We start from the raw sequence: 23,467 nt of genomic DNA, 5'->3' as shown, positions 1-23,467 counted from the left end.
AACTTTTTGTTGTTGGCTTTCCTTTATATAAAAGATCTTTTTCTAGAAGCTGAAGCTTAATCTGGCAAAAACAAAACGACCGTTTTGACCAAATTGAGATGTGTTTCTCGAATATACAAATTGATTTGCATTTGATAAGTCAATGTAATTATTTGAAGAAGTAGTTGGGGAGTAAGTTACACCTCCATTAGCATTAACTCCAGAAGCTCTTTGTTTAATTGTTTGAGGTCCTAAATTTAAAGTTGGATAAATATCAAAAATGTTATTTGCTCCTACGACAATTTTTGCGGCGTTAGTTAATTTAAATCCAACAGACAAATCTGAAATGATTTTAGCTGCCCATGTTGGATGTTCGTTTTCAACTTCTTGATTATTTACAACAATAGCATTGATAGTTCCATCATTATTTGCATCAGCAATGTTTGGATCAGTAACTTTACCAAAATAAACATTTCTTAAGAAGAAATCGAATTTTTTGTAACTAATCGAATTAGTCAAATTAGCTTTTACTTTAGGAATTGCTTCTTGTAAGTATACCCTGCTTGCTTCAGAATAGTATTTATTTATCTGACCGGCAGCTGCTAAAACTGAAGAAGCGTGAATATCTACCACTCTGTACGTATTCGAAAAAGTTCCTGACAGATCTGTTTTCAGAGAAACATTATTTCCAAAACTTGTTTTATGACTTATTACAATATCAATTCCTTTTGATTCAGTGTCAATTGCATTAGCAAAGAAAGTTGCAGCAGTTGCTCCGGCCGTATCAAATAATGCATTCAAAATTGCATTTGGAGACTTTCTCGTAAAGAGGCATTCACTGTATTCTCAACTCCGTAATCAAAAGCATTTCTTCCAAAAGTGTTACTTAAGTCAAAAGTCCAACTTTCAAATATCATAGCTTTAAGACCTGCGGCAATGGAGACGTCGTTGATTGTTGAATATATTTCCGGTAAAAATCCGTTTGGATACAATCCTATTTATGATCGGGCGTGATTTGGTCTTCTGTAAAAACCTGCAGCTTCACCATCTCTATAACTAGTTCCTCCAAAAGCATACGCTTCTAATTTGTCATTGATTGGATAAGCGGCATTCAAAAAGAATTGAGCGCTTTTTTAAGGAAGATTGTCCCACTCTCATATTGAAATTTCTTCTTCCAAGACCTAGATACGCTAATTATCAGGCAGTTGAATCAAAATTTAATGCCGTTTGCATTTGAGAAATTGTAGCTGCATCAGTGATAGCAGTTTGTTGAGCTGCTGTAAAATAACTTACCCGAGGAGCGTATAATTTTATTGTAGTAAGTATTTGTGCCGTATTTTGAGTATTATTTATGTTCCCCTAACAGTATAAAAAATGATGCTTAAAATTTCCACGCTTTTTGTTGTGCTTCACTCAAAAATGTCCATGCTACAATTCGGCTAGTTTTTTGGCCTTGAGCCATGTCAATTGTTTTAATTTGGACCGCACTTACTTTATTTAATGTTTTGTACAGACTGGAAAGATTCTCTTTTTTAGACACTAAAGTTGTGAACCATAAACATTGCATCGGATATTTTGCACTTTCGTATATCATTTGGGTAACGAAACCTAATTCGCCGCCTTCACACCATAATTCAGCATTATGGCCACCAAAATTTAAAACAGGTTTAGTTACTTTGCTCCCAGCGCTGTGAGATTCTAAATTATTGATTTTTCGAACCGTACTTTTCGTGGCTTCATCCTGTGAGGCATGAAAAGGAGGATTGCAAATAGTGAATGTAAACTTGTCTTCGGGAGTAATTATATTTTTAAAAATAAAACGCGATTCCGTTTGTTGTTGTAAACTTATCGCATCAATTAGTTTTGGATTATCTTCAATGATCGCACTGCAATTTTCAATTGCTTTTAAATCAGTATCAGTTCCTACAAAACTCCATCCGTACGCTGAATTTCCTATTATAGGATAAATGCAATTGGCACCGACACCAATATCTAAACCTTGAACAGTTTCCCCTTCAGGAATGATTCCGTTGTTGCTTGAAGCTAATAAATCCGCTAAATAGTGAATATAATCTGCTCTTCCCGGAATGGGCGGACAAAGATAATTTTTAGGAATATCCCAGTTTTGAATGTCATAATGGGATAATAATAATGCTTTGTTAAGTGACTTTACCGCATCAGGGTTGCTAAAATCGATGGTCTCAATTTTATATTCATTGACAGAAACAAAAGTTTTTAATTCAGGAGATTTTTCTATTAACTGCTCAAAATCATATCCAAATCTGTCAAGATTTCTAGGATGTAAATTAGTCTTTTCGTTAATCGTTTTCGGTTTCATTTTCTATATTTCGGTGCAAAGATAGCGATTCCTATTTTGTAAATTGCTAAAGGCCACTAAGACCCATTAAACAGGTGAAAAAATAATCATAAAATTATACTGTTGCCGTTTTTTCGAAGACAAAAAACGGTTACTTTTATAAAAAATACAAATAGCATGACTTTTATGCCCGCTTCATTTCATTTTAAAAAGAGATACATAGCTTACTGTTTAATTTTTTTATATTTCTTACTATGTCAGTCCTGTATGACGATGCGATTTTCTAATAAAGAAACAACAAAATTTTTCGCTGCATCTAAAACAGAATTTCAGGATAAAACAATGGATTTTGATGGTTATAAAATTCATTATGTAGAAACGGGAACTATTCAAAATCCAACTTTGTTTTTTGTACACGGTTCGCCCGGAAGTTGGAATGCTTTCAAAGAATATCTTAAAGACAGTTTGTTACTGAAAAAATACCGAATGATTGCCATAGACCGTCCGGGTTTTGGTTACAGTGATTTTGGTGACGCTCAAAATTTAAGGGTACAGTCTCAAAGAATATCTGAGTTTATAAAAAAAATAGATAATAAAAAGCCGCTAATTTTGGTGGGACATTCCGTTGGTGGTCCAGTTGTGGCTCAGTTAGCCGTAGATAATCCGTCTTGGTATAAACGATTGGTGATAGTGTCAGGCTCATTGGACCCAAAAGCTGAAAACCCAGAGAAATGGAGAACCGTTATCAAGGCATCGCCTTTACGGTATCTGATTCCCGGAGCATTACGACCTTCCAATGATGAATTGTGGTGGCTGAAACAGGATTTGGTCGCTTTAGAACCAGAGTTGAAAAAGATTACTTGCGATGTTACCATTATTCATGGAACAAAAGACGCTTTGGTGCCGTACAGCAATGTTGCCTTCATGAAAAAAATGTTTGTCAATGCAAAATCAATTGATACAATAACTATCGAAAAAGCGAATCATTTTATTCCCTGGAGCCATTATGAAATTGTGAGAAACGCATTGTTGAATATTCAATAAATGCTAATCCAAGCATTCCATCATCAATAAATCGCCTTCGTTATGTTCGATTGTCACAATGCCGTCGTTGATGACATGATTACTGCTTCCAGTTCTGTAACCAATGGTCAAACTATCATCTTTCAATGGGTAATATAAATTATTCGAATGTATTCCAGTCACATGACCGATGGGAATTAATGAAATGGGGGTGTCTGCCGTGTACCATTTTTCGAATTTCTTAGGCAATAAAAACACTTTTGAATGATCGTCCAGAATGACAATTTTCAATAGATTTCTGTATCGTGTAATGTTGGTCAGATTGGTAATCGTATGATCGGCTCTACGTCCCGTGGCCCAAACAACATTGACTGCAGGAATTTTTCTTTCGATTAAATAGTCAAAAGCCTTCTCTAAATCGGTTTTATTTTGATCTGGCGTATGAATGATTTCGATCGGGTACTGCGAGGTTTTATAAATTTCAGGATCAAATCCTTTGTCGAAATCCCCTAAAAGCACATCGACTTTAATGTCTAATTCCATGACACGAACCATAGCCGTATCTAATACGACCACAAGCGGCGACCATTCCAGTAACTGACCTAACAGTTCTGGATTACAGGAAGCACCATTGGCAATGATTAAAGCAGGTTCTTGGTCGTCCCGAACGATATGGTGTGAAGACATACTTAATGATGAATTATAAATTATGATGTAAAAGTAAATAAAAGTTCTCGTTTTATCTCTCACGTACTAGCCCGGATGGCAATGAAAACCAAAACAGGTTGTAAACTTTAGTTTTTCGGCAGTAGAAGAGCGACCAAAGGAAGCTCCTTATACGGACTGGAAAACTGTTTAGAACCTGTTTTTTGGTTGTAATGAACAGCTGGATTAGCTCCTAATTATTCAATGGTGTAATTTCTAATATCGACCTCACTGAGGGAGAAATAGCCCAAAGGATAATTCGCCGCATCCGTGGTGTTGATAATGTTTCCTCTCACAGTTGCAGGTGGAGATTGAAACGGTCCGCCGCCATTATTTCCTGCAATACTCACCAAAACACTCATGTAATTGTAATAGGCTTTAGAAATTCCGAAGTGGCTTATTTCAATTTTATCGTCTTTTTTTAACTCGTCATTTTGCGAGATACTGAAGAATTCGTTTCCATTAAAAAAGTCATCCAGGTCTACATAAAAGTTTGATTTCAGCTGGTTCGAGTATAAATATTTGTAGAGGTAATAATTGCTTTCACCCGTTGGATCTTGATAAAACGTTTTAATTTCTATATCTGTTCCTGTGAAACCGCCTTTGTTGTTTTGAACAATTTTAGTTATTGGCGCAACTGGTTTCAATGTTTCAACAGCGGTGTAAGTATTGCCATTTTTGATAACGGTTAACGTGTAGGTTTCGTTAATGACCGGAATAAAAGTAGCGCAACCGTATTCGCCTGTTTTTTCAATTTCTGTAAAATTGAAAACAACATTTGCACTGTTTTTTATGGAAACCGTTGCTCCGGAAACTTTTGGAATTTCAGTACTATAAAAACCGGTTGTAGTGGTGAGTTTTATTTTTTGTTGATTTCCTGAAGTTCCTTTTTTCCAATTGATTGCTGCTTCAATGACCAATTTTGGAGGAACATTATCTAAATCTACTTCAATAACATCTTCACAACTTGCGGAAAAAATAGCGGTGATAAGTATTAGGTATACTATTATTTTTTTCATGTTTTTATTGTTTTATTTTGTGCTCTTACTGATTGCTAAGATTAAAATTTGAAATTATAGCTCACTGCAGGAACAACACCAAAAATTGAAGTTTTTACAGCTTCATTGCTCCCGGTATCAATATTTTGTCTGAAATTAATTGACGCGGCATTTTTTCTATTGTATAAATTGTAAATGCTGAAAACCCATTCTCCTTTCCACTGGCGATCTTTATTGTTCTTTGGAGTCAAAGTAGCGGCAATGTCAAGGTGATGGTATGCCGGAAGCCTATTTTCATTTCTTAATCCATAGCTGGGGACATTGATTCCTAAGTAGTCATATTGCCCAACGGGATACGTTACCGGTTGCCCGGTTTGCAGCGCAAAATTAGCTCCAAAAGACCATTTTTCATTCAAATTATAAGAAGACGTTATCGCAATATTATGCAATTTGTCATATACTGAATTGTACCATTGCCCGTTGTTTATTCCAGTTTCTATCGGGGTTCTTCTCGGAGTTTGTTGCTCGGATTTGGATAATGTATATGAAATCCAGCCGTTAAATTTTCCTTCGTTTTTTCGGAACATAATTTCTAAACCGTAGGATCTTAATTGCCCGTTCAGGATTATTTGTTCAATGGCTTTGTTGGCAATCAAATTGGCGCCGTCTATGTAATCCAATCGGTTTTGCACTTCTTTATAATAGCTTTCTACTTCAAGGGAATACATTCCTTCTTCGAAGTTTTTGAAATATCCCAAAGCTACCTGATCAGCAATTTGAGGTTTTATAAAACGGTCACTTGGCGTCCATACATCGAGTGGAGTAGGCGATGAGGTATTTGAAATCAATTGTAAATACTGCACCATTCTGTTGTAGCTCGCTTTGAAGGATTGGTCATCGTTGATTTGGTAGGCTAATGAAAAACGTGGTTCCAAGTAATTATAGCTTTGCATGATTTTATTTCTGTCATAAAACTTTGTGCCAATAGGAGTTGCTTTTTCATAAATCTGTAGTTCCGAATTGAACGTTACAGGATTGTCATCTATATAAATATTCACGGTAGATTGTCCTAAACGGTAAAACATACTGTAACGAAGCCCGTATGAAAGTGCTATTTTATCGGATATTTCCTGATCAGCATTGATGTAAAGTGCGGGTTCAAAAGCATATTTTTTGTCCAATTGATCAAAATTTATTCCGGAATTAACATCAGATGGCTTGATAGTTCCAGGATTGAACTCGTAATAAATTCCGTTTACACCGTAATTTAATTTGAATTTATCCGAAATATAATTCTTGAAATCGTATTTGATATTATAGTTTCTAATGCCGGAATCCCATTTGAAACCTATAAAATCCAAATCTAAACCGTAATAATAATCACTGTAAATAAGCGATAAATTCGAAAATAATTTTTCAGAAAACAAGTGATTCCAACGCAGGTTTACGGTCGCATTTCCATAAATATTGGTAAAGCTTTTGTTCAGGCTGAAAACATCACGCCCAAAATAACCGGATAAATAAAGACTGTTGTTTGAATCTAATTTGTAGCTTAATTTGGTGTTTAAATCATAAAAATAAGCGGTATTGTTTTTTTGTTCTTCGGATAGTTTCAGGAATAAATGCGCGTAGGAACTTCTGCCGCCAATAAGGAAGGAACCTTTGTCTTTTACTAGTGGTCCTTCGGCCAAAATTCTGCTGGAAATTAATCCGATTCCTCCATTGACATGAAAACCTTTGCTGTTACCGTCTTTTTGATAAATATCCAAAACAGAAGAAGCTCTTCCTCCGTAACGAGCTGGAATTCCCCCTTTATACAACTTTAGATCTTTGATGGCATCCGGATTAAAAACAGAGAAAAAACCAAAAACATGTGAGGAATTAAAGATCGTTGCCTCGTCCAAGAGAATCAAATTTTGGTCGGCACCACCACCACGAACATTGAAGCCTGATGCACCTTCACCAGCATTAGTAACTCCGGGCAGTAATAAAATAGATTTTAGAACATCGACTTCACCCAAAACAACGGGCATTTTTTTAATAGCAGAAATAGAGAGTTTATTGACGCTCATTTCGGGTTTTTTGATGTCAGTTTTTGTTTTATTGTCAGTAATGATTACTTCTTTCAAAGCGGTTTCATTACTATATAAATTGAAATTATTTTTTATGTTTTGGTTCAGATTTATTGATTCCTCAATGGTTTGATATCCCAAATAACTTATTTGTACACTGTATGTCCCTTGTGGTACAGTAATGGAATAAAACCCATATTCATTGGTGGTTACGCCAGTTTTAAGTTGTGGAATTACAACATTGACGCCTATTAAAGTTTCATTACTGTTAGCGTCAATAATAGTTCCGCTTAACGTAAATTTATCTTGAGCGAAACACGAGATCGAGGATAATAATACAACTAAAAAGATGATAATTTTCTTTGGTGTCATTGTTTAAATTTTTCTAAATACAAAAATGTAAATTACACTAAATAGAATAGCAGTTGTCATATAACAACTGTTAAGGTATTGCTAATATATAAAAAAAGACAACCGTTTCGGGTTGTCTTTTAAATATAATGTAGAAAAAGAATTAGGCTAGTTTAGCATCTAAATTTTCTTTTATCGCTGCCAAGAAAGCTTCGGTAGTCAAATAATCAGCGTCAGTTAAACCTTTTGGTTTTACTAACATCGCTAAATCTTTAGTCATTTTTCCGCTTTCAACAGTATCAATACATACTTGTTCTAAAGCATGACAAAAATCAATTAATGCTTGGTTTTTGTCCAGTTTACCTCTGTGTTCCAATCCTCTTGTCCATGCAAAAATAGATGCAATTGGGTTGGTAGATGTTGCTTTTCCCTGTTGGTGTTGTCTGTAATGACGTGTAACTGTTCCGTGAGCTGCTTCCGCTTCTACCGTTTTTCCATCAGGAGTTACCAATACTGAAGTCATTAAACCTAATGAACCAAAACCTTGTGCAACAGTGTCTGATTGAACATCACCATCGTAGTTTTTACAAGCCCAAACAAATCCACCGCTCCATTTCATTACAGAAGCAACCATGTCGTCGATTAATCGGTGTTCGTAAACGATACCTGCTTCAACAAATTGAGCTTTGTAAGTAGATTGATATACTTCTTCAAAAATATCTTTGAAACGTCCGTCATAGGCTTTCAAAATAGTATTTTTTGTAGAAAGATATAAGGGCCATTTTTTTGTCAAAGCCATTTGGAATGATGAATGCGCAAAACCGTAAATACTTTCATCAGTGTTGTACATTGCCATTGCAACTCCGTCTCCTTTATAGTCGTATACTTCCCATGTTTGTGTTTCTCCTTCTTCAGGTACAAAAGTCATGGTTAGTTTTCCTTTTCCTTTAATGACAGTATCTGTTGCTTTGTATTGATCTCCAAAAGCATGACGACCAATGACGATAGGCTGTGTCCATCCTGGTACTAAACGAGGTACATTTTTCATGATAATTGGTTCACGGAAAACAGTTCCACCTACAATATTACGGATTGTTCCGTTTGGAGATTTCCACATTTTTTTTAAACCAAATTCTTTAACGCGTTCTTCATCTGGAGTTATAGTAGCACATTTAATACCGACATTGTATTTTTTTATTGCTTCAGCAGAGTCAATAGTGATTTGGTCATTGCTTGCATCTCTGCTTTCCATTCCTAAATCATAATATTTAATATCTAAATCTAAATACGGTAGAATTAATTTTTCTTTAATAAAGGACCAAATAATTCGTGTCATCTCATCGCCATCCAATTCAACCACTGGATTGGCTACTTTAATTTTTGTCATAGTGCATGGATATATGTAATTCTTATTTTAAGAAGTAGCTACAAATGTAACAAAACGATATCGTAAAAGAAAATGCGTTTTCATTAAGTTTTTAGTAGTATAAATTGAATTATTAAATTATTGTTTTTGTTTGTTCAAATTGAGAATATCAAAATAATATTCCTTATAAATTATCAAATATGAAGCGCTTGAAATACTTTCAATTCCTGTAAAATTTAAAGAATAATATTGAATGTCTTGGTTTTAAGCCAAAAAAAAAGTCCCAACAGTGTTGGGACTTTTATAGTAAAAAGATAGTTGACTATCTTCTTTTGTCTTTAATCTTAGCTTTTTTACCGGTAAGTTCTCTGAAGTAGAAAATTCTCGCTCTACGTACAGCACCTTTTTTATTGATTTCAATTTTTTGTAAAGCTGGTAAGTTTACTGGGAAGATACGCTCAACTCCAATAGCACCAGACATTTTACGAATTGTGAAAGTTTCTGTATTAGCAGAACCTCTTCTTTGAATAACAACTCCTTTAAAAAACTGTGTTCTCGTTTTTTCACCCTCTCTAATTTCATAGTAAACAGTGATCGTGTCTCCAGCTGCAAAAACTGGGAATTCTTTTCTTGTTACGAATTCGTCTTGAACGAATTTCATTAAATCTGCCATGATATTTTTTAATTATGGTTTGCATTAAATCAACATTCACGGATCTCGCCAGAGGTTGAACTAATGTGGGCGCAAAAGTAAATAAAAAAGTTTAAAGTTTAAAGTTTTTCTTGTTTAAAGTTTAGAAGTTCTTGAATGCCAACTTTAAACCTTAAACTTCTAACAAATTTTTAATCGTCCAATAAATCCGGTCTTCTGTTCTTTGTGTGTTCGTACGCCATATCTTCACGCCATTTGTCAATTTTGGCGAAATTCCCGCTAGTTAAAACCTCCGGAACTTTCCATCCGTTGTAATCTGCCGGGCGTGTATATATAGGTCCCGACAATAATCCATCCTGAAAACTATCTGTCAACGCTGAGGTTTCATCGCTCAAAACTCCCGGAATCAATCGGATTAATGCATCCGATAATACCAAAGCTCCTAATTCGCCGCCAGACAAAACATAATCACCAATAGATATTTCTTTGGTAATAAAATGGTCGCGCACCCGCTGATCGACTCCTTTATAATGACCACAAAGGATAATAATATTTTCGTACATCGACATCGTATTTGCCATTTTCTGGTTCAGGGTTTCCCCGTCCGGCGACATATAAATGATTTCGTCGTAGGCTCTTTCGCTTTTCAAATGCGTGATGCAAGCATCAATAGGCTGCACCGTCATCACCATTCCGGCACCACCGCCGTAAGGATAATCGTCAACGCTTTTCTGCCTGTTGGTTGTGTAATCCCGCAGATTATGAAAATGAACTTCCACCAATCCTTTGTCAATAGCACGTTTCATAATCGAAGCCTCAAACGGACTTCGTAATAATTCTGGGAGAACGGTAACAATATCGATGCGCATAATTTTTATTAAAAAGGTTCTAAGCCGCAAAGGTACAAAGATGCTGAGGTTTTCAAATAACCAAATAACCAAATCAACGATTAATTTTTTTTTTTTGGAGCTATTTCCAGCTGTTCGTTGCAATCTTTTTATCCGCCGAAAAGGCGCATAAAAAGGATTTTCACTTCCATCTGGGCTAGGATTAGGTGGAATTAGGAGGTTTAAAAACAACAAAAATTTTGGTAAAACACACATCAAATAACGATTCTGATAAAGGAAACCATCTTTTGTTAGAAATGCTTAGAGCAGTAAGATCTAATAATCCTTTTTTCAAAATATGTAAACAATTATATACTTTGAACTTAGATCCCTCTTTCTCTAATATTAGATTTGAGTTTTTGGAGCAAAGAATTTAATCAATTAGAAGTTAGTTTTGTATTTGGTTTGTTTTAGCAAATCCTAAAGTATTCTAAATTGTATTGATTTACAATTTTTTATTTCTGAATTTTGATATTCAATGAAAGATCATGAAAAATAAAATTCTAGTTTTAGGAAGTCTAACGTTGCTCTCGGCAAGTCTGTTGGTAATGAATTCCTGCAACTCTTTGCCTAAAGGATTAAAGACAATTCAAGATTTTGATAAAAATAAATATTTAGGCAGCTGGTACGAAATTGCACGGTTGGATTTTGTTTTTGAAAAAAACTTAAACAATACAACCGCTGAATATTCACTAAATGAGGATGGAAGTATTAAAGTGGTAAACCGAGGGTATAATTTCATAAAGAACAAGTATGTAGCATCTACAGGTAAAGTGAAGTTTGCAGGTGATTCAAATGAAGGAAAATTAAAAGTTTCCTTTTTTGGGCCATTTTATTCAGGATATAACATTATTGCGCTTGATTCTGATTATAAGTATGCGTTGGTTGCAGGTGAAAGTCTTAAATACCTGTGGCTGCTCTCGCGTGAAAAAACAATGCCTAACAATATCAAAGAAACCTATTTAAAAACAGCAAAAGATCTTGGCTACAATACTTCTGAACTAATTTGGGTAAAACACAATTAGTTTCTATAATTAGAAAAGGGAGTTATTTACAGCGCTTTTTTGCCAAAATAGCTCAGCATAATCATTAAAAAATGGACTTCAATTAACTGAATCCATTTAGTGAGAATTTTTAAATTGTCTAATTTAATTCGTAAATTTGCGCTTTAACAAAAATTAAATAAAAATGGAAAACGGAATATATGCTAAATTCAACACTACTAAAGGTGCTATTTTAGTAAAACTAGCACACGATTTGACTCCAGGAACAGTTGGAAACTTCGTAGGATTGGCTGAAGGAAACTTAGAAAATAAAGTAAAACCGCAAGGAGTTAAATTTTATGATGGATTAAAATTCCACAGAGTAATTCCTAACTTCATGATTCAAGGTGGTTGTCCACAAGGAACAGGAACTGGAGATCCAGGGTACAAATTTGATGATGAATTTCACCCAAGTTTGAAACACGACCGTCCGGGAGTTTTGGCAATGGCTAACTCAGGACCAGGAACAAACGGTTCTCAATTTTACATAACGCACATTCCAACAGATTGGTTGGATAACAAACATACTGTTTTTGGTCATGTTGTTGAAGGTCAGGATGTGGTAGATGCTGTAGAGCAAGGAGATGTTTTAGAATCTTTGGAAATCATCAGAGAAGGAGAAGAAGCTAAAAACTGGAATGCAATTGAGGCTTTCATCACTTTCAAAGGATCTCGCAACAAACGTGATGCATCTTTAAAAGCAGAAGTTGAAGCCGCGATGGAAAAATTAGCCGCTGGTTTTGAAAAAACAGAAAGCGGTTTGCGTTACCAATTCATCCAAAGAGGTGAAGGTAAAAAAGCAGAAAGCGGAAAAACAGTGTCTGTTCATTATGAAGGTTCATTAGAGAATGGGAAAGTTTTTGACTCTTCTTATCCAAGAAAAAAACCAATCGAATTCAAATTGGGTCAAGGTCAGGTTATCGAAGGTTGGGATGAAGGAATTGCGTTGTTGCGTGTAGGTGACAAAGCACGTTTTGTGATTCCATCTGATTTAGGATATGGATCTCGTGGTGCTGGAGGAGCAATTCCACCAAATGCCACTTTGATTTTTGACGTAGAATTAATGGATGTCAAATAGTCTAAAAAAATTATAGGTCTTATAAAATTTAAAAATTCCAAAATGTATGGACTAACCTAAAAGTTTAGACAAATTTATAATTATTTTTGATAATAGTGAGCTCGATATTGTATCGGGCTCATTTTGTTTAAATTTGATTTAATTCTTACGCGATTGTAAAAGTCTATTTTTTTAATTTCCTGTTTTAGGTCATCTAAACTTGCAAATTTTTGTATTTAAAACAGTTCTAATTTTAGTATTCCAAAGAAGTTTTCAATAACAGTTTGGTTTGATTTAAAAGTAAATTCAAATCAAATTTATGACTTAACTTCATTATGGCTTGCGCTTTCTGGCCTTCTCTTCTGCTTGAATTAAGGTTTAGAACTTTTTTAGCAATTCGTTATCACAACGCAGTGCTTCAATCTCTAAAAGAGGTTCTTCTTCTCTCGTAACTGGTTTGTCCGATTTTCGCTTTTTTCGTTTATTGTCATTAATGGTTTTTGGTCTACCCCTAGTTTTTGGTTGTAAGACTACTAAACCAAAATCAGCAAAATCTTTCTTCCATTTATCAATAATACCTGTATCAGGGATATTAAACTTAACACTTGCGGCTCTCAGGGACAATGAGTCTTTGTCAATGGCTTTTAGTACTTGCAATTTAAAATCTAACGAATAACTTTGATTCTTTCTTGGTAACAAACCAATGGCTCATTATTCTTTATAAAATCCAGTCCATTTGCGAAGGTTTGATCTTTCTAAACCCTTTTCAATAGAAACATGCTTGCAAGAATAATGCTTTTCTAATACTAATTTTATACATTCAAGATTAAACGCATTATTAAACTTGACTTTTCTTTCCATAAAAATACCCCCAAATAGTGTATAACTTTTTGGGGGCAGTCCAATTAGATTGGGATTTTTTTAATTTATGAAAACGAGAATTATTTTTTATTCAAAACGGCACTCATTTCCATAGAAATTGCAGAACGTTCCATTTTCAATTTTCCTGACATGGTTTCAACAATAACAGTTGTGTCCGCAAGCTCAGAAACTTTTCCGTGAAGACCACTTTTGGTTATGATTTTATCACCTACTTTTAAGGTGCTTTCAAATTCTTTTTCGTTTTTTGCTCTTTTTTGTTGTGGTCTGATCATAAAGAAATAGATCACCACAAACATTAATATAAACGGTGCAAATTGAGTTAATTGTTCCATAATTTTAATTCTCTTTTTATTTGTTAATTATTACATTAAACCACGACCGGCTTTTATAATTCTTTTGCTGGTTTGAAGCTCTTTTACTAAATTGTCTAAAATTCCATTGATAAAAATACTACTTTTTGGGGTAGAATATTCTTTGGCAACCTCTAAATATTCATTAAGGGTTACTTTTACAGGAATCGACGGGAATTTCAAGAACTCACAAATAGCCATTTTAAGTATGATGGTATCTATTTCAGCAATTCTATCGCTGTCCCAATTTGGTGTTTTATCAACATATTCTTTCGCTAATTCCGACTCATTTAAGACCGTTTTTCGAAATAAATCTTTAACAAAATCTTTATCCTCATTGTCTTTGTACAATTTTGGCACTCTGAAATTATCATCTTCACCAGATTTAATCGCTTTCAATTGTTTGATGATATGCGTATTTACTAACGGAATATCATCTACCCAAGTCAACTTATCATCTTCCAGATAGTCATATAATTTTTCATTAGGAACAATTACATCCATGAATAAATCAACAATAAACTGTCGGTCTTCCTCAAAAGTATTTACCGGATTACTCATGTATTCCAAATACAATTTACTGACTTTTATATCATTAAGAAGCAATAAAATATAATCGTCATTTAAAGTCCAATTATTAATTTTACGATTTTCCAGCGCGATACTTAATGAATTATTTTCGGAAAGAATTTGAAAAATCCTGTTTTTCACAAATTTTTCGTTGGGTTTACGTTCCTCAGGAGTCGCAAGATGCTTTAAACTTGATTTATGTAAAAAGACAGTTTCTGTTTTACAAATCTCAATCAGCGAGGAAAGCATTATCAGGTATAAATCTTGAATATTGTCGATACTGTAAAAAAGGAATTTTTCTTCTTTTTCCAGATTATCTGAACCGCTTTGATGCATCGCATAAATGGATTGCATAACTTTAACGCGAATGTGTCTTCTGTTTACCACCTTGTAAGAACTTTTATTAATTAGCGTGCAAAAATAAGTATTTCATTTTTTAAAATAAAATATATAATCGCTTATTTTAAAGTATTCAGCAATCAGTATTTAGTGACGGGAAATAATTTATCACTGAATACTGACAACTGAGTACTGAAAACTACTTTTTACTATTCTCTAACTTTCTTTGATTGATGCGATTTTGAGCAATAGTCAAAGCGGCATGATGCGGTGTCATGTTGTTAGTAATGGCAAAATCAAATATCTCCAATGTTGTATTGTAAATGTTTTCCGTTTTACGCATGATTTCTGCTTTATCATAATGCGCTAATTCAGCGTACACGTTGATTATTCCACCTGCATTAATCAAAAAGTCCGGAGCATATAGAATGCCTCTTTCTTGCAAAATTGCACCATGTACATTCTCATCAGCCAATTGATTATTAGCGGCACCAGCAATCACTTTTGCTTTTATTTTATAAACGGTATTGTCATTTAAAGTCGCTCCCATCGCACATGGTGCGTAAATATCGACATCTGCACTGTATAAATCTTCTCCTCTGAAAATTTGTGCGTTATACTTGGTTCCTACTTCATTCAGTTTTTCTTCATTGATGTCAGCGATAGTAACGATTGCTCCCTCTTTACTTAAATAATCAACTAAAGTTTCACCAACATGTCCAATTCCTTGAACCAATACTTTTTTCCCACTCAAAACATCTGATCCGAATTGTTGTTTTGCAGCTGCTTTCATTCCTAAATAAACACCATACGCCGTAACTGGCGAAGGATTTCCAGAACCACCTCTTGATTCAGAAATTCCAGTAACATAAGGTGTCACATCTCTTACAATATCCATATCTGCGGTTTCCATTCCCACATCTTCAGCAGTGATATATCTTCCGCTTAAAGAGTGTACGAATTCACCAAATTTGCGCATCAGCTCTGGTGTTTTCTGTGTTTTGGCATCGCCAATAATCACTGCTTTACCTCCACCAATATTCAATCCTGTAATTGCCGCTTTGAAAGTCATTCCGCGAGAAAGACGCAAAACATCGTTTAGTGCTTCCCATTCATTCGCGTAATTATACATTCTTGTACCGCCCAAAGCTGGACCCATTACCGAATTATGAATACCAATAATTGCTTTTAAACCTGTATCTTTGTCGTTGCAAAATACAATTTGTTCATGATCATCAAATGATAATTGACCAAAAACTGGATCCATTTTTTGAAGTTCCTTTCCAGTTGTGAAAGCTGCATTCATAGTGTAAATTTTTATAGTGATAAAATTATGAATTTGTCAAATAGACACTTCAAATTTACATAAAATATAAATAAGCATCAACGTAGTGTCAAAAAATTGTTAATTCATCAATTTAAACATTCGAGGATTTACCGTTAAAATAATTAAAAATAAATTTTTATTCTAAAAATAAAATCAATTCAACACAGAATATATTAAAAAAATGAAAGAATTACGATATTTAAATAAATACTTCGTCAAATACAAATACAGTTTTTTACTCGGAATTGTTTTTACTATTATTGCTCAGATATTTATGCTTTTCACTCCAAAGTTGATTAGCAAATCATTCAAATTAATTGAGGCTTTTGCCAAAGATAAAACCGTGTCCAAATCCGTTATTCATGAAGAATTAATATCGAATATTTTACTAATTATTGCTACTACAATAATTGCCGGTTTTCTTACTTTTTTGATGAGACAAACCTTAATTGTGATGTCTCGCCACATAGAATTTGATTTAAAAAACGAAGTATTCCGTCAATACGAGCATCTTTCGCAAAACTTCTATAAACAAAACCGTACCGGAGATTTAATGAACCGCATCAGCGAAGACGTTTCAAAAGTAAGAATGTATGTAGGCCCAGCGGTGATGTATACCATCAATACCTTCATTCGTTTTGCAATAGTAATTGTCTATATGTATAATGTATCGCCAAAATTAACTTTATACACATTGCTGCCTTTACCAATTTTATCGTTTGCTATTTTCAAACTGAGCTCTGAAATCAATGTAAGAAGCACAATTTTTCAACAATATTTATCTAAAGTTTCCAGTTTTTCACAAGAAATATTTTCAGGAATCCGAGTGATCAAAGCCTATTCACTGGAAGATCAACACCAAAATAATATGGTGAGTTTAGCCAATGAAAGCAAAAGCAAAAGCTTGAATTTAGCCAAAGTACAATCCTTATTTGGTCCGTTAATGTTGGCGCTGATAGGAATCAGTAACCTTGTGGTAATTTATTTTGGAGGGTTAATGTACATCAGCGGAACCATAAAGAGTATCGGAACCATTGCTGAATTTATTTTGTACGTCAATATGCTGACGTGGCCGGTGGCCTCATTAGGCTGGGTTTCTTCGATGGTTCAAGAGGCAGAGGCTTCACAAAAAAGGTTAAACGAATTCCTAAAAATTGAACCGGAGATAAAAAATAAAAATTTGAATAAATCAGTGATTAAAGGTTCTATTTCTTTCGAAAATGTAAGCTATACTTATGAAGACACTAATATCAAAGCGTTGCAAAACATTTCATTCACGGTTAAAAAAGGAGAAACTTTAGCCATTTTAGGAAAAACGGGATCCGGAAAATCGACTATTTTATCGTTAATTTCCAGAATGTACGATGTAACTGAAGGGAAAATAACCATTGATGGACATGAAATAAGCACTATAAATCTATTTGATTTGCGAAACAGCATCGGAATTGTGTCACAAGATGCTTTCTTATTTTCGGACAGCATCAAAAATAATATCATGTTTGGTAAAGAAAATGCTACCGATGAAGAAGTGTTTTCTGCAGCCAAAAGCGCGGTGGTTCATGACAATATCATGGGCTTTAATAAACAATATGAAACCGTTCTGGGCGAGAGAGGAATTACGCTTTCCGGTGGACAAAAACAACGCGTTTCCATTGCCAGAGCCATTATTAAAAATCCTCCGATTTTACTTTTTGACGATTGTTTATCAGCAGTAGATACAGAAACTGAAGAAGCAATATTGAACAACTTATATGAAATTTGCAAAGACAAAACAACAATAATAGTAAGCCACCGCATATCGTCAGCTAAAAATGCCGACAGAGTTATTATTATCGATAAAGGGCAAATTATACAACAAGGTTCTCATAATCAATTGATAAATCAAGAAGGTTATTACGCAGCTTTGTATTTGAAACAACTTTCAGAAAAAGAAATGCTATAATTGTTGTGTAATACATATTTTTTATAGATTTTTGGATACTAGTTAACAACCATAAATTGATAGAAAGGATTATGAGAGAACATGACATGTTAGAAAAAGAAGAAATATTTTCTAAAGTTTTAAGAGCTGGTAGAAGAACCTATTTCTTTGATGTGAGAGCTACAAAAGCTGATGATTATTACATTACTATTACCGAAAGCAAGAAATTTACCGAAGAAGATGGATCTTTTCATTTCAAAAAACATAAAATCTACTTGTACAAAGAAGATTTCGCTGCTTTTGCTGAGATTTTAGGAGAAATGACATCTTACGTTTTGAACCATAAAGGCGAAGAAGTTATTTCAGAAAGACACCAGAAAGATTTCAAAAAAGAATATGCTTCTGAAAAATCAGATGACGATATTATGCCACAAACATCAACTTTTACCAATATAGAATTTGATGATATCTAATTTTTAATTCCATACTTACCAATTAAAAAGTCTAAAAGTCATTTGATTTTTGGACTTTTTTTGTATATTCAAATGAGTAGTAGAAACAACTGGAATGACAAAACCTATAGTAAGTGCAGCATGGCTTTTCAGCAATCTTGAAGACCCTAATTTAATAATTTTGGATGCCAGTTTCAAAGAGAATCAATCCAATGTAAAAACTGACCTGAAAAATATTCAAATTAAAGGCACCCGATTTTTTGACATAAAAAATACTTTTAGCGATACCTCAAATCCTTTACCGAATACGATTCCGAGTCCTGAACAATTTGAACTCGAAGCCAGAAAACTAGGTATAAACAAAAATAGTTCTCTTATAATTTATGACAACTTGGGTATTTATTCCAGTCCAAGAGCGTGGTGGCTTTTTAAATTAATGGGACATCAAAATGTAACTGTTCTGGATGGCGGACTGCCTGAATGGATTAGTCAAAAGTTTCCAGTTGAAGCAATACCGGAAAATCCAAACTATTCCATTGGTAATTTTGAAGCCGAATTTATCCCGGAATTGGTAAAAAGCAAAGAACAAATTTTAGAAAATGTACACACCAAGGATGCCGTTTTGATTGATGCTCGTGCGGAAAACCGTTTCAGAGGAAATGGAGCCGAGCGCAGAACCGGATTACGAAGTGGTCATATTCCCGGTTCTATAAATGTGCCGTATACGCAGTTTTTGCAAAATGGCAAATTTTTGCCAAAAGAGGAATTAGTTAAAGTTATGAAAACCGATAGCAGACCTTTAATATTCACTTGTGGTTCGGGAGTTACTGCTTGTATTGATTTAATTGCGTACGAACTGATAGGTAAAAATCCCAAATCAGTGTACGATGGTTCTTGGACAGAGTGGGGACAAATTGGAAATCTTTCAATAGAAAAGTAGAATATATTCTTTTTAAAAATATTGAACCAAATTTTTTAAATCAAAACTGATTTTACATTGTAAATTAGATTTCGACCATTAATTCCGACAGTGATTTTAAACATTGAGTGGAATGAACACTTAACAAAGAAATTAGTATTTTATAGTGTGCGCTGCCAGACCGGTTTATAATTTGAAATATACTTGCCAACGTCCGTTCTTTTTAGTGGAACATTAGCCATAAATTTGGGATCATAAACTAATTTATGTCATCTAAAAATAGTAAATTGAACGACTTGCAAATTTTATTGTCAAATAAGTGCTCAAATCGTACCGAAAATCAAGTAATCTTAATCTTTAAACTGAAGTTAAAAGATTGTTTTCCATATGATTTTAAATGTTATTTTATTAAATTTATTGCATTATAAATAAAATTAAAAACCGAAGTTTAAATATTTTTTGTGATCTAACGCAGAGCCAAAAAATAGTGAGAACCATTTTTAATAGAAATTTTCTAGTCTTTACATTATTTTTTTTGAGAATTTATCTGAAAATCATTTGAACCTTTGAAAATCAACCTAAAATAGCAATAACATATAACGAATAGCATTTAAATTTACTGATGACACATGAAAGAAGCCAATTTATTATTTAGTTTCCTATACGCCGCACTTTTATCTGAAAAAACTAAAAAAAGAGCTGAAATTTTCTTTGTGTCGCTGGCGATAATAAGTTTTTTATTGCATTTGGCAATCATCGCCTTAGTTGATCTTCAAATTATTTTGATTAATGATTATTCCAAATTATTAAGTGATCCAATATCTGCAATTTATACACCATTCTCCTTTATTTTGATTTATGAAGTTTATCTGTTAGTCTATTATTTACCTAAATCAACAACTATCTATATAGGCAAACAATATGAAATTATTACGCTAATTATTATAAGAAGAATATTTAAAGACTTAACCAAATTAGAATTTAACTCTAATTGGTTTGATTTTAAAGCTAATGTAAATTTTACACTTGACATTGTGGCAACAATAGTCCTGTTTTTTTTAATATTTATCTTTTACAATCTCAACAAAAAAAATGAAATTAATCAGTCTAAATTGCAGAAAACAAATGATATCAATTCATTCATTAAACTAAAAAATGTTTTCGCTATCGGGCTCATCCCCCTATTTTTGGTACTTTCAATATACAGTTTAGCCCATTGGATTTATGAAAGTTTCTTTTCAATAACTCAAATCGTTGATAAAATTAAAGACATTAACAAAATTTTCTTTGCCGATTTTTTTACAATTCTAATTTTAATTGAAGTGCTTTTGCTTTTGTTTTCATTCTTCCTTTCGGATAAATTCAATAGAGTCATTCGCAACTCAGGCTTTATCATTTCAACAATTTTAATAAAACTTTCTTTTGGTACAGAAGGAATTTTGAATACCATACTTATTGTCGCCGCAGTATTGTTTGGCGTGATAATCTTAGCTATCCACAATAAATATGACACACTAGAAGTAAAAAGTATCAGTAATTTAGAGTCTTAAATTACCCAATTCGCAGTCCATTTTCAATTTTAAAATCGGGAGCCAGTAAAATTACATCACCTTCTGCTCCAATGGCTCCTAAAACAAGGCACTCGCTCATAAATTTCCCGATTTGTTTTTTAGGAAAATTGACTACGGCTACAATTTGCCGGTTGAGTAAATCTTCTTTTTGATACCGTTTCGTTATTTGTGCGGATGTTTTTCGGATTCCTATTTCAGAACCAAAGTCTATTGTCAATTGATATGCGGGTTTTCTGGCTTCGGGAAAATTATTTACTTCCAAGATTGTCCCCACACGCATTTCTACTCTTTCGAATTCATTCCAGCTAAGGTTGTCCATATTTTGCATTTATTCAAATAAAATACTAAAGAACAAACGTAGAAAATTATATAACTATTTAAACTAATTGTGTATTTTTTTTTTGCTTGATAGTTCTAATTTTACAAAAGATGATATCTAATTCGTCTTTTAAATAATAAACAGTATGAAAATAAGTCAAATGAATGATAACGAATTATACAAAAAAAGTAATAGTGGCATAGACTTGCATATTGAAATAGCACCAAATGTAAAATTATATGTTTAAGATTATGGGCAGGTAAAACCAGTAATTCTTATTCACGGATGGCCATTATCTAATGAAATGTGGGAATACTACATTGATACTTTAATTCAAAATAATTTTAGAGTTATCGTGTATGACCGTTATGCTTTTGGGAAATCCTCACAACCTTGGGATGGATACGATTATGATACTTTGACTGATGATTTAAAGGCCAATATTGAACAATTGAATATAAAAGAAGCTGCTCTTGTTGGATTTTCAATGGGTGGTGGCGAAGTGGTTCGCTATTTCAGTCGACATGGCGGAAAGGGAATTTCCAAAGCGGTACTTATAGGGGCAGTAACACCCTTTCAATTGCAAACAGACTCGAACCCTAATGGGGTTCCTCAAGAAAAATACGATACGATGGCGGAACAAATTAAAAACGACCGAATTCGTTTTTTGGATGATTTTGGAAAAAAGTTTTTTGGAGTGAACGTTATCAGTAAAACATTAAGTACTCCTTTATTACATTATTACAGAATGTTGTGTTCCTTTGCTTCTCCTCGTGCTACTATAGAATGCGCCATATCATTTTCAACTACTGATTTTCGATCGGAAATGTCAGCTGTAAATGTTCCTACTTTAATTATTCATGGTGATGAGGATAAAACTGTGCCTATCGAAATCACCTCCGAAATAGCAGCAAAAATTAGTTCCTGATAATAAATTTATTGTTTATGAAGGAGCCCCACACGGTCTATTTTATATCGAAAAAGATAAACTAAACAAGGATTGGAATGAATTTTTAAATTCCTAAGTTTGAAACGAATTGAATTTACAGATTTGCTCCGCTTCACGTAAAGTTATAAAAAACCCCAAAACTTATTGGACTGCCCCCAAAAAGTTAGACATTATTTTGGGATATTTTTATGAAAAAAAAAGTCAAGCATGATTATGCGTTTAAACATGAATGCCCAAAATTAGTATTAGAAAAGCATTATTCTGATAATTATGTTTCTAATCAAAAAGGTTCAAATGAATCTAACATTCGTAAATGTGTTGAATTTTAGAAACATTATGGCGGTATTTCTTTGCTCCCGAGAAAGAACCAAAGTTATTCGTTAGATTTTAAATTGTAAGAACTAAAAGCCATTGACAAAGACTCATTGTTCCTGAGAGCCACCAGTTTTAGGTTTAAGATGCCTAATACTAACCCGTTGGGTGCAATTAAGTAATGGCTAAAATTTAATGTCGTATTTTTATAAAGCGCTACAATTTTTTGCAATAGATTGCACAGATTAATTCGTCAGGTAGCTTTAAAAATCTTTTTTTAATCTTTCCAATCTGTGGAAAAAAATCTTTTTAACAATTGCGACAATTTATCTTTCTTGCTACTTATTATTGAAAACTTTTTTGGAATACTAAAATCAGAACTGTTTTGCATACAAAAATTTGAAAGTTTAGATGAAATAAAACGGGAAGTTAAACAGTATCTAAGCTATTACAATAGCGTAAGAATTAAGTCAAATGTAAACAAAATGAGCCCGATACAATATCGAGCTCACTATTATCAAAATTAATTATAAATTTGTCCAAAATTTTTGGGGCAGTCCAATTATATTGGGACTTTTTTTTGGATAAAAATAATCGGATTATTTTTTATTCTTTTTATTCTTCTTAACTTTTTTAGATTTTGCTTTGGCTTTTTTAGCTTTAATCTTAGCTTTGACTTTGGCTTTTTTAGCCTTGTCTTTTTTAGCTTTTTTAGCCTTTTTTGCTTTCGCTTTTGCTTTTTCTTTCGCATCGGCTTTTTTAGCCTTTTTCTTGTCTTTATCTTTCATCTTTAACGTCTTTTTAGTGTTTTTTTTACTATTCTTTTTATCTGGAACAACAGTGGTAGTGTCATCCTCGCCTTCAACCGAAATAGTTATCGTTTCTTCAATGATTTTAGTTACAATTGCATCATTTTCGGGTTCGATAATTTCAGCATGCTCCTCTGCAGGGTTAATTACTTTCGTTCTTTTAGCTCTGGCCGGCTTTTGACTTTCAGGTTTTATTGGAGACGGTTGTGTTGTATCCTCTTCTTTTTTTTGTATCATAGTTTGTGTTATTTATGTCAGTTTTTATTTTACTAAAGACAATATTTCTTCGAACGTTAC

26 protein-coding genes are annotated in these 23,467 nt (G+C 33.5%); 9 read left to right on the top strand and 17 right to left on the bottom strand.

The features are described 5' to 3' along the window. Nucleotides 1–42 precede the first annotated feature (42 nt). From BMZ76_RS16010 to rlmF, 3 genes are all read right to left on the bottom strand, one after another. Entirely contained in the window at nucleotides 43–780 is a 738-nt protein-coding gene (locus tag BMZ76_RS16010) for a hypothetical protein (protein WP_208857674.1), read from the bottom strand. Next, a complete protein-coding gene (locus tag BMZ76_RS16005; protein ID WP_208857672.1) occupies nucleotides 777–971 on the bottom strand; it encodes a hypothetical protein in 195 nt (64 codons plus the stop codon). Before BMZ76_RS16005 ends, BMZ76_RS16010 begins: the two co-directional genes overlap by 4 nt. A gap of 389 nt (nucleotides 972–1,360) precedes the next feature. Continuing rightward, the gene (gene rlmF, locus BMZ76_RS13960; protein ID WP_091208139.1) at nucleotides 1,361–2,317 is read right to left on the bottom strand and encodes a 23S rRNA (adenine(1618)-N(6))-methyltransferase RlmF; all 957 of its coding nucleotides are present in this window, start codon (nucleotides 2,315–2,317) and stop codon (nucleotides 1,361–1,363) included. A 246-nt stretch (nucleotides 2,318–2,563) separates the two neighbouring features. Here rlmF and BMZ76_RS13955 point away from each other — a divergent pair, with 246 nt between their 5' ends. Beyond that, the gene (locus BMZ76_RS13955) at nucleotides 2,564–3,340 is read left to right on the top strand and encodes an alpha/beta fold hydrolase (protein WP_167547471.1); all 777 of its coding nucleotides are present in this window, start codon (nucleotides 2,564–2,566) and stop codon (nucleotides 3,338–3,340) included. Between the two features lie 3 nt (nucleotides 3,341–3,343). On the opposite strand, the gene BMZ76_RS13950 is transcribed toward BMZ76_RS13955, so the two are convergent. The 6 genes from BMZ76_RS13950 to trmD form a co-directional block, all read right to left on the bottom strand. Further along, nucleotides 3,344–4,006 carry a thiamine diphosphokinase gene (locus BMZ76_RS13950; RefSeq protein WP_091208132.1) on the bottom strand — a complete coding sequence of 221 codons (663 nt, stop codon included), beginning with the start codon at nucleotides 4,004–4,006 and terminating at the stop codon, nucleotides 3,344–3,346. Nucleotides 4,007–4,221: 215 nt separating this feature from the next. Beyond that, complete coding sequence (locus tag BMZ76_RS13945) at nucleotides 4,222–5,043, bottom strand: DUF4249 domain-containing protein (protein ID WP_091208129.1); 822 nt, start codon at nucleotides 5,041–5,043, stop codon at nucleotides 4,222–4,224. 41 nt (nucleotides 5,044–5,084) lie between these two features. Further along, nucleotides 5,085–7,466 (bottom strand): TonB-dependent receptor, encoded by a 2,382-nt coding sequence (locus BMZ76_RS13940; RefSeq protein ID WP_091208125.1) that lies wholly within the window; start codon nucleotides 7,464–7,466, stop codon nucleotides 5,085–5,087. Nucleotides 7,467–7,608: 142 nt separating this feature from the next. Next, nucleotides 7,609–8,832, bottom strand: a complete 1,224-nt coding sequence (locus tag BMZ76_RS13935) for an isocitrate dehydrogenase (NADP(+)) (protein ID WP_091208122.1) — start codon at nucleotides 8,830–8,832, stop codon at nucleotides 7,609–7,611. 301 nt (nucleotides 8,833–9,133) lie between these two features. Next, complete coding sequence (rplS, locus tag BMZ76_RS13930) at nucleotides 9,134–9,484, bottom strand: 50S ribosomal protein L19 (protein ID WP_073354306.1); 351 nt, start codon at nucleotides 9,482–9,484, stop codon at nucleotides 9,134–9,136. A 170-nt stretch (nucleotides 9,485–9,654) separates the two neighbouring features. Beyond that, nucleotides 9,655–10,332, bottom strand: coding sequence for a tRNA (guanosine(37)-N1)-methyltransferase TrmD (gene trmD, locus BMZ76_RS13925; protein ID WP_091208204.1), 678 nt, complete (start codon nucleotides 10,330–10,332; stop codon nucleotides 9,655–9,657). A gap of 506 nt (nucleotides 10,333–10,838) precedes the next feature. Here trmD and BMZ76_RS13920 point away from each other — a divergent pair. Beyond that, on the top strand, nucleotides 10,839–11,375 hold the full coding sequence (locus BMZ76_RS13920; RefSeq protein WP_091208118.1) for a lipocalin family protein: 537 nt from the start codon (nucleotides 10,839–10,841) through the stop codon (nucleotides 11,373–11,375). 163 nt (nucleotides 11,376–11,538) lie between these two features. Beyond that, the gene (locus BMZ76_RS13915; protein WP_091208115.1) at nucleotides 11,539–12,471 is read left to right on the top strand and encodes a peptidylprolyl isomerase; all 933 of its coding nucleotides are present in this window, start codon (nucleotides 11,539–11,541) and stop codon (nucleotides 12,469–12,471) included. Nucleotides 12,472–12,551: 80 nt separating this feature from the next. On the opposite strand, the gene BMZ76_RS16540 is transcribed toward BMZ76_RS13915, so the two are convergent. From BMZ76_RS16540 to BMZ76_RS13890, 6 genes are all read right to left on the bottom strand, one after another. Beyond that, a complete protein-coding gene (locus BMZ76_RS16540; protein ID WP_091208199.1) occupies nucleotides 12,552–12,686 on the bottom strand; it encodes an IS3 family transposase in 135 nt (44 codons plus the stop codon). A 142-nt stretch (nucleotides 12,687–12,828) separates the two neighbouring features. Beyond that, the gene (locus BMZ76_RS13905; RefSeq protein ID WP_143071101.1) at nucleotides 12,829–13,107 is read right to left on the bottom strand and encodes a hypothetical protein; all 279 of its coding nucleotides are present in this window, start codon (nucleotides 13,105–13,107) and stop codon (nucleotides 12,829–12,831) included. 54 nt (nucleotides 13,108–13,161) lie between these two features. Beyond that, nucleotides 13,162–13,311: a transposase gene (locus BMZ76_RS16535; protein WP_396230411.1), complete on the bottom strand. Its 150-nt coding sequence runs from the start codon at nucleotides 13,309–13,311 to the stop codon at nucleotides 13,162–13,164. 80 nt (nucleotides 13,312–13,391) lie between these two features. Further along, the gene (gene yajC / locus BMZ76_RS13900) at nucleotides 13,392–13,664 is read right to left on the bottom strand and encodes a preprotein translocase subunit YajC (RefSeq protein WP_091208108.1); all 273 of its coding nucleotides are present in this window, start codon (nucleotides 13,662–13,664) and stop codon (nucleotides 13,392–13,394) included. Between the two features lie 30 nt (nucleotides 13,665–13,694). Further along, nucleotides 13,695–14,606, bottom strand: a complete 912-nt coding sequence (gene nusB / locus BMZ76_RS13895) for a transcription antitermination factor NusB (RefSeq protein WP_091208194.1) — start codon at nucleotides 14,604–14,606, stop codon at nucleotides 13,695–13,697. Nucleotides 14,607–14,790: 184 nt separating this feature from the next. Next, nucleotides 14,791–15,897 (bottom strand): Glu/Leu/Phe/Val family dehydrogenase, encoded by a 1,107-nt coding sequence (locus BMZ76_RS13890; protein ID WP_091208104.1) that lies wholly within the window; start codon nucleotides 15,895–15,897, stop codon nucleotides 14,791–14,793. Between the two features lie 202 nt (nucleotides 15,898–16,099). On the opposite strand from BMZ76_RS13890, the gene BMZ76_RS13885 reads away from it, so the two are divergent. From BMZ76_RS13885 to BMZ76_RS13870, 4 genes are all read left to right on the top strand, one after another. Continuing rightward, on the top strand, nucleotides 16,100–17,860 hold the full coding sequence (locus BMZ76_RS13885; protein WP_091208099.1) for an ABC transporter ATP-binding protein: 1,761 nt from the start codon (nucleotides 16,100–16,102) through the stop codon (nucleotides 17,858–17,860). Between the two features lie 71 nt (nucleotides 17,861–17,931). Continuing rightward, complete coding sequence (locus BMZ76_RS13880) at nucleotides 17,932–18,312, top strand: PUR family DNA/RNA-binding protein (protein WP_091208094.1); 381 nt, start codon at nucleotides 17,932–17,934, stop codon at nucleotides 18,310–18,312. A gap of 94 nt (nucleotides 18,313–18,406) precedes the next feature. Further along, entirely contained in the window at nucleotides 18,407–19,231 is an 825-nt protein-coding gene (locus BMZ76_RS13875) for a sulfurtransferase (protein WP_091208090.1), read from the top strand. 608 nt (nucleotides 19,232–19,839) lie between these two features. Further along, entirely contained in the window at nucleotides 19,840–20,760 is a 921-nt protein-coding gene (locus tag BMZ76_RS13870; protein WP_091208087.1) for a hypothetical protein, read from the top strand. A 1-nt stretch (nucleotide 20,761) separates the two neighbouring features. On the opposite strand, the gene BMZ76_RS13865 is transcribed toward BMZ76_RS13870, so the two are convergent. Continuing rightward, a complete protein-coding gene (locus BMZ76_RS13865) occupies nucleotides 20,762–21,100 on the bottom strand; it encodes a tRNA-binding protein (RefSeq protein WP_091208189.1) in 339 nt (112 codons plus the stop codon). Between the two features lie 304 nt (nucleotides 21,101–21,404). Here BMZ76_RS13865 and BMZ76_RS13860 point away from each other — a divergent pair, with 304 nt between their 5' ends. Both BMZ76_RS13860 and BMZ76_RS16530 read left to right on the top strand, forming a co-directional pair. Next, a complete protein-coding gene (locus BMZ76_RS13860; RefSeq protein ID WP_244281825.1) occupies nucleotides 21,405–22,028 on the top strand; it encodes an alpha/beta fold hydrolase in 624 nt (207 codons plus the stop codon). A 626-nt stretch (nucleotides 22,029–22,654) separates the two neighbouring features. Then, on the top strand, nucleotides 22,655–22,888 hold the full coding sequence (locus BMZ76_RS16530; protein ID WP_091208084.1) for an IS3 family transposase: 234 nt from the start codon (nucleotides 22,655–22,657) through the stop codon (nucleotides 22,886–22,888). 72 nt (nucleotides 22,889–22,960) lie between these two features. Here the strand turns inward: BMZ76_RS16530 and BMZ76_RS13850 are convergent, their stop codons facing one another. Beyond that, nucleotides 22,961–23,407: a hypothetical protein gene (locus BMZ76_RS13850; RefSeq protein WP_091208081.1), complete on the bottom strand. Its 447-nt coding sequence runs from the start codon at nucleotides 23,405–23,407 to the stop codon at nucleotides 22,961–22,963. Nucleotides 23,408–23,467: the final 60 nt, after the last annotated feature.

It is taken from the genome of Flavobacterium xueshanense (assembly GCF_900112975.1).
GTDB lineage: Bacteria > Bacteroidota > Bacteroidia > Flavobacteriales > Flavobacteriaceae > Flavobacterium > Flavobacterium xueshanense.
This window is presented reverse-complemented; position numbering and strand designations above follow the sequence as displayed.

Coding starts and splice junctions, on each gene's coding strand:
- BMZ76_RS13860 (WP_244281825.1), top strand. CDS start 21,405: ATGTGGGAATACTACATTGATACTTTAATTCAAAATAATTTTAGAGTT.
- BMZ76_RS13870 (WP_091208087.1), top strand. CDS start 19,840: ATGAAAGAAGCCAATTTATTATTTAGTTTCCTATACGCCGCACTTTTA.
- trmD (WP_091208204.1), bottom strand. CDS start 10,332: ATGCGCATCGATATTGTTACCGTTCTCCCAGAATTATTACGAAGTCCG.
- BMZ76_RS13950 (WP_091208132.1), bottom strand. CDS start 4,006: ATGTCTTCACACCATATCGTTCGGGACGACCAAGAACCTGCTTTAATC.
- BMZ76_RS13915 (WP_091208115.1), top strand. CDS start 11,539: ATGGAAAACGGAATATATGCTAAATTCAACACTACTAAAGGTGCTATT.
- BMZ76_RS13885 (WP_091208099.1), top strand. CDS start 16,100: ATGAAAGAATTACGATATTTAAATAAATACTTCGTCAAATACAAATAC.
- BMZ76_RS13890 (WP_091208104.1), bottom strand. CDS start 15,897: ATGAATGCAGCTTTCACAACTGGAAAGGAACTTCAAAAAATGGATCCA.
- BMZ76_RS13880 (WP_091208094.1), top strand. CDS start 17,932: ATGAGAGAACATGACATGTTAGAAAAAGAAGAAATATTTTCTAAAGTT.
- BMZ76_RS16535 (WP_396230411.1), bottom strand. CDS start 13,311: ATGGAAAGAAAAGTCAAGTTTAATAATGCGTTTAATCTTGAATGTATA.
- BMZ76_RS13940 (WP_091208125.1), bottom strand. CDS start 7,466: ATGACACCAAAGAAAATTATCATCTTTTTAGTTGTATTATTATCCTCG.
- BMZ76_RS13850 (WP_091208081.1), bottom strand. CDS start 23,407: ATGATACAAAAAAAAGAAGAGGATACAACACAACCGTCTCCAATAAAA.
- BMZ76_RS13875 (WP_091208090.1), top strand. CDS start 18,407: ATGACAAAACCTATAGTAAGTGCAGCATGGCTTTTCAGCAATCTTGAA.
- nusB (WP_091208194.1), bottom strand. CDS start 14,606: ATGCAATCCATTTATGCGATGCATCAAAGCGGTTCAGATAATCTGGAA.
- BMZ76_RS13955 (WP_167547471.1), top strand. CDS start 2,564: ATGACGATGCGATTTTCTAATAAAGAAACAACAAAATTTTTCGCTGCA.
- rplS (WP_073354306.1), bottom strand. CDS start 9,484: ATGGCAGATTTAATGAAATTCGTTCAAGACGAATTCGTAACAAGAAAA.
- BMZ76_RS13935 (WP_091208122.1), bottom strand. CDS start 8,832: ATGACAAAAATTAAAGTAGCCAATCCAGTGGTTGAATTGGATGGCGAT.
- yajC (WP_091208108.1), bottom strand. CDS start 13,664: ATGGAACAATTAACTCAATTTGCACCGTTTATATTAATGTTTGTGGTG.
- BMZ76_RS13920 (WP_091208118.1), top strand. CDS start 10,839: ATGAAAAATAAAATTCTAGTTTTAGGAAGTCTAACGTTGCTCTCGGCA.
- BMZ76_RS13865 (WP_091208189.1), bottom strand. CDS start 21,100: ATGGACAACCTTAGCTGGAATGAATTCGAAAGAGTAGAAATGCGTGTG.
- BMZ76_RS13945 (WP_091208129.1), bottom strand. CDS start 5,043: ATGAAAAAAATAATAGTATACCTAATACTTATCACCGCTATTTTTTCC.
- rlmF (WP_091208139.1), bottom strand. CDS start 2,317: ATGAAACCGAAAACGATTAACGAAAAGACTAATTTACATCCTAGAAAT.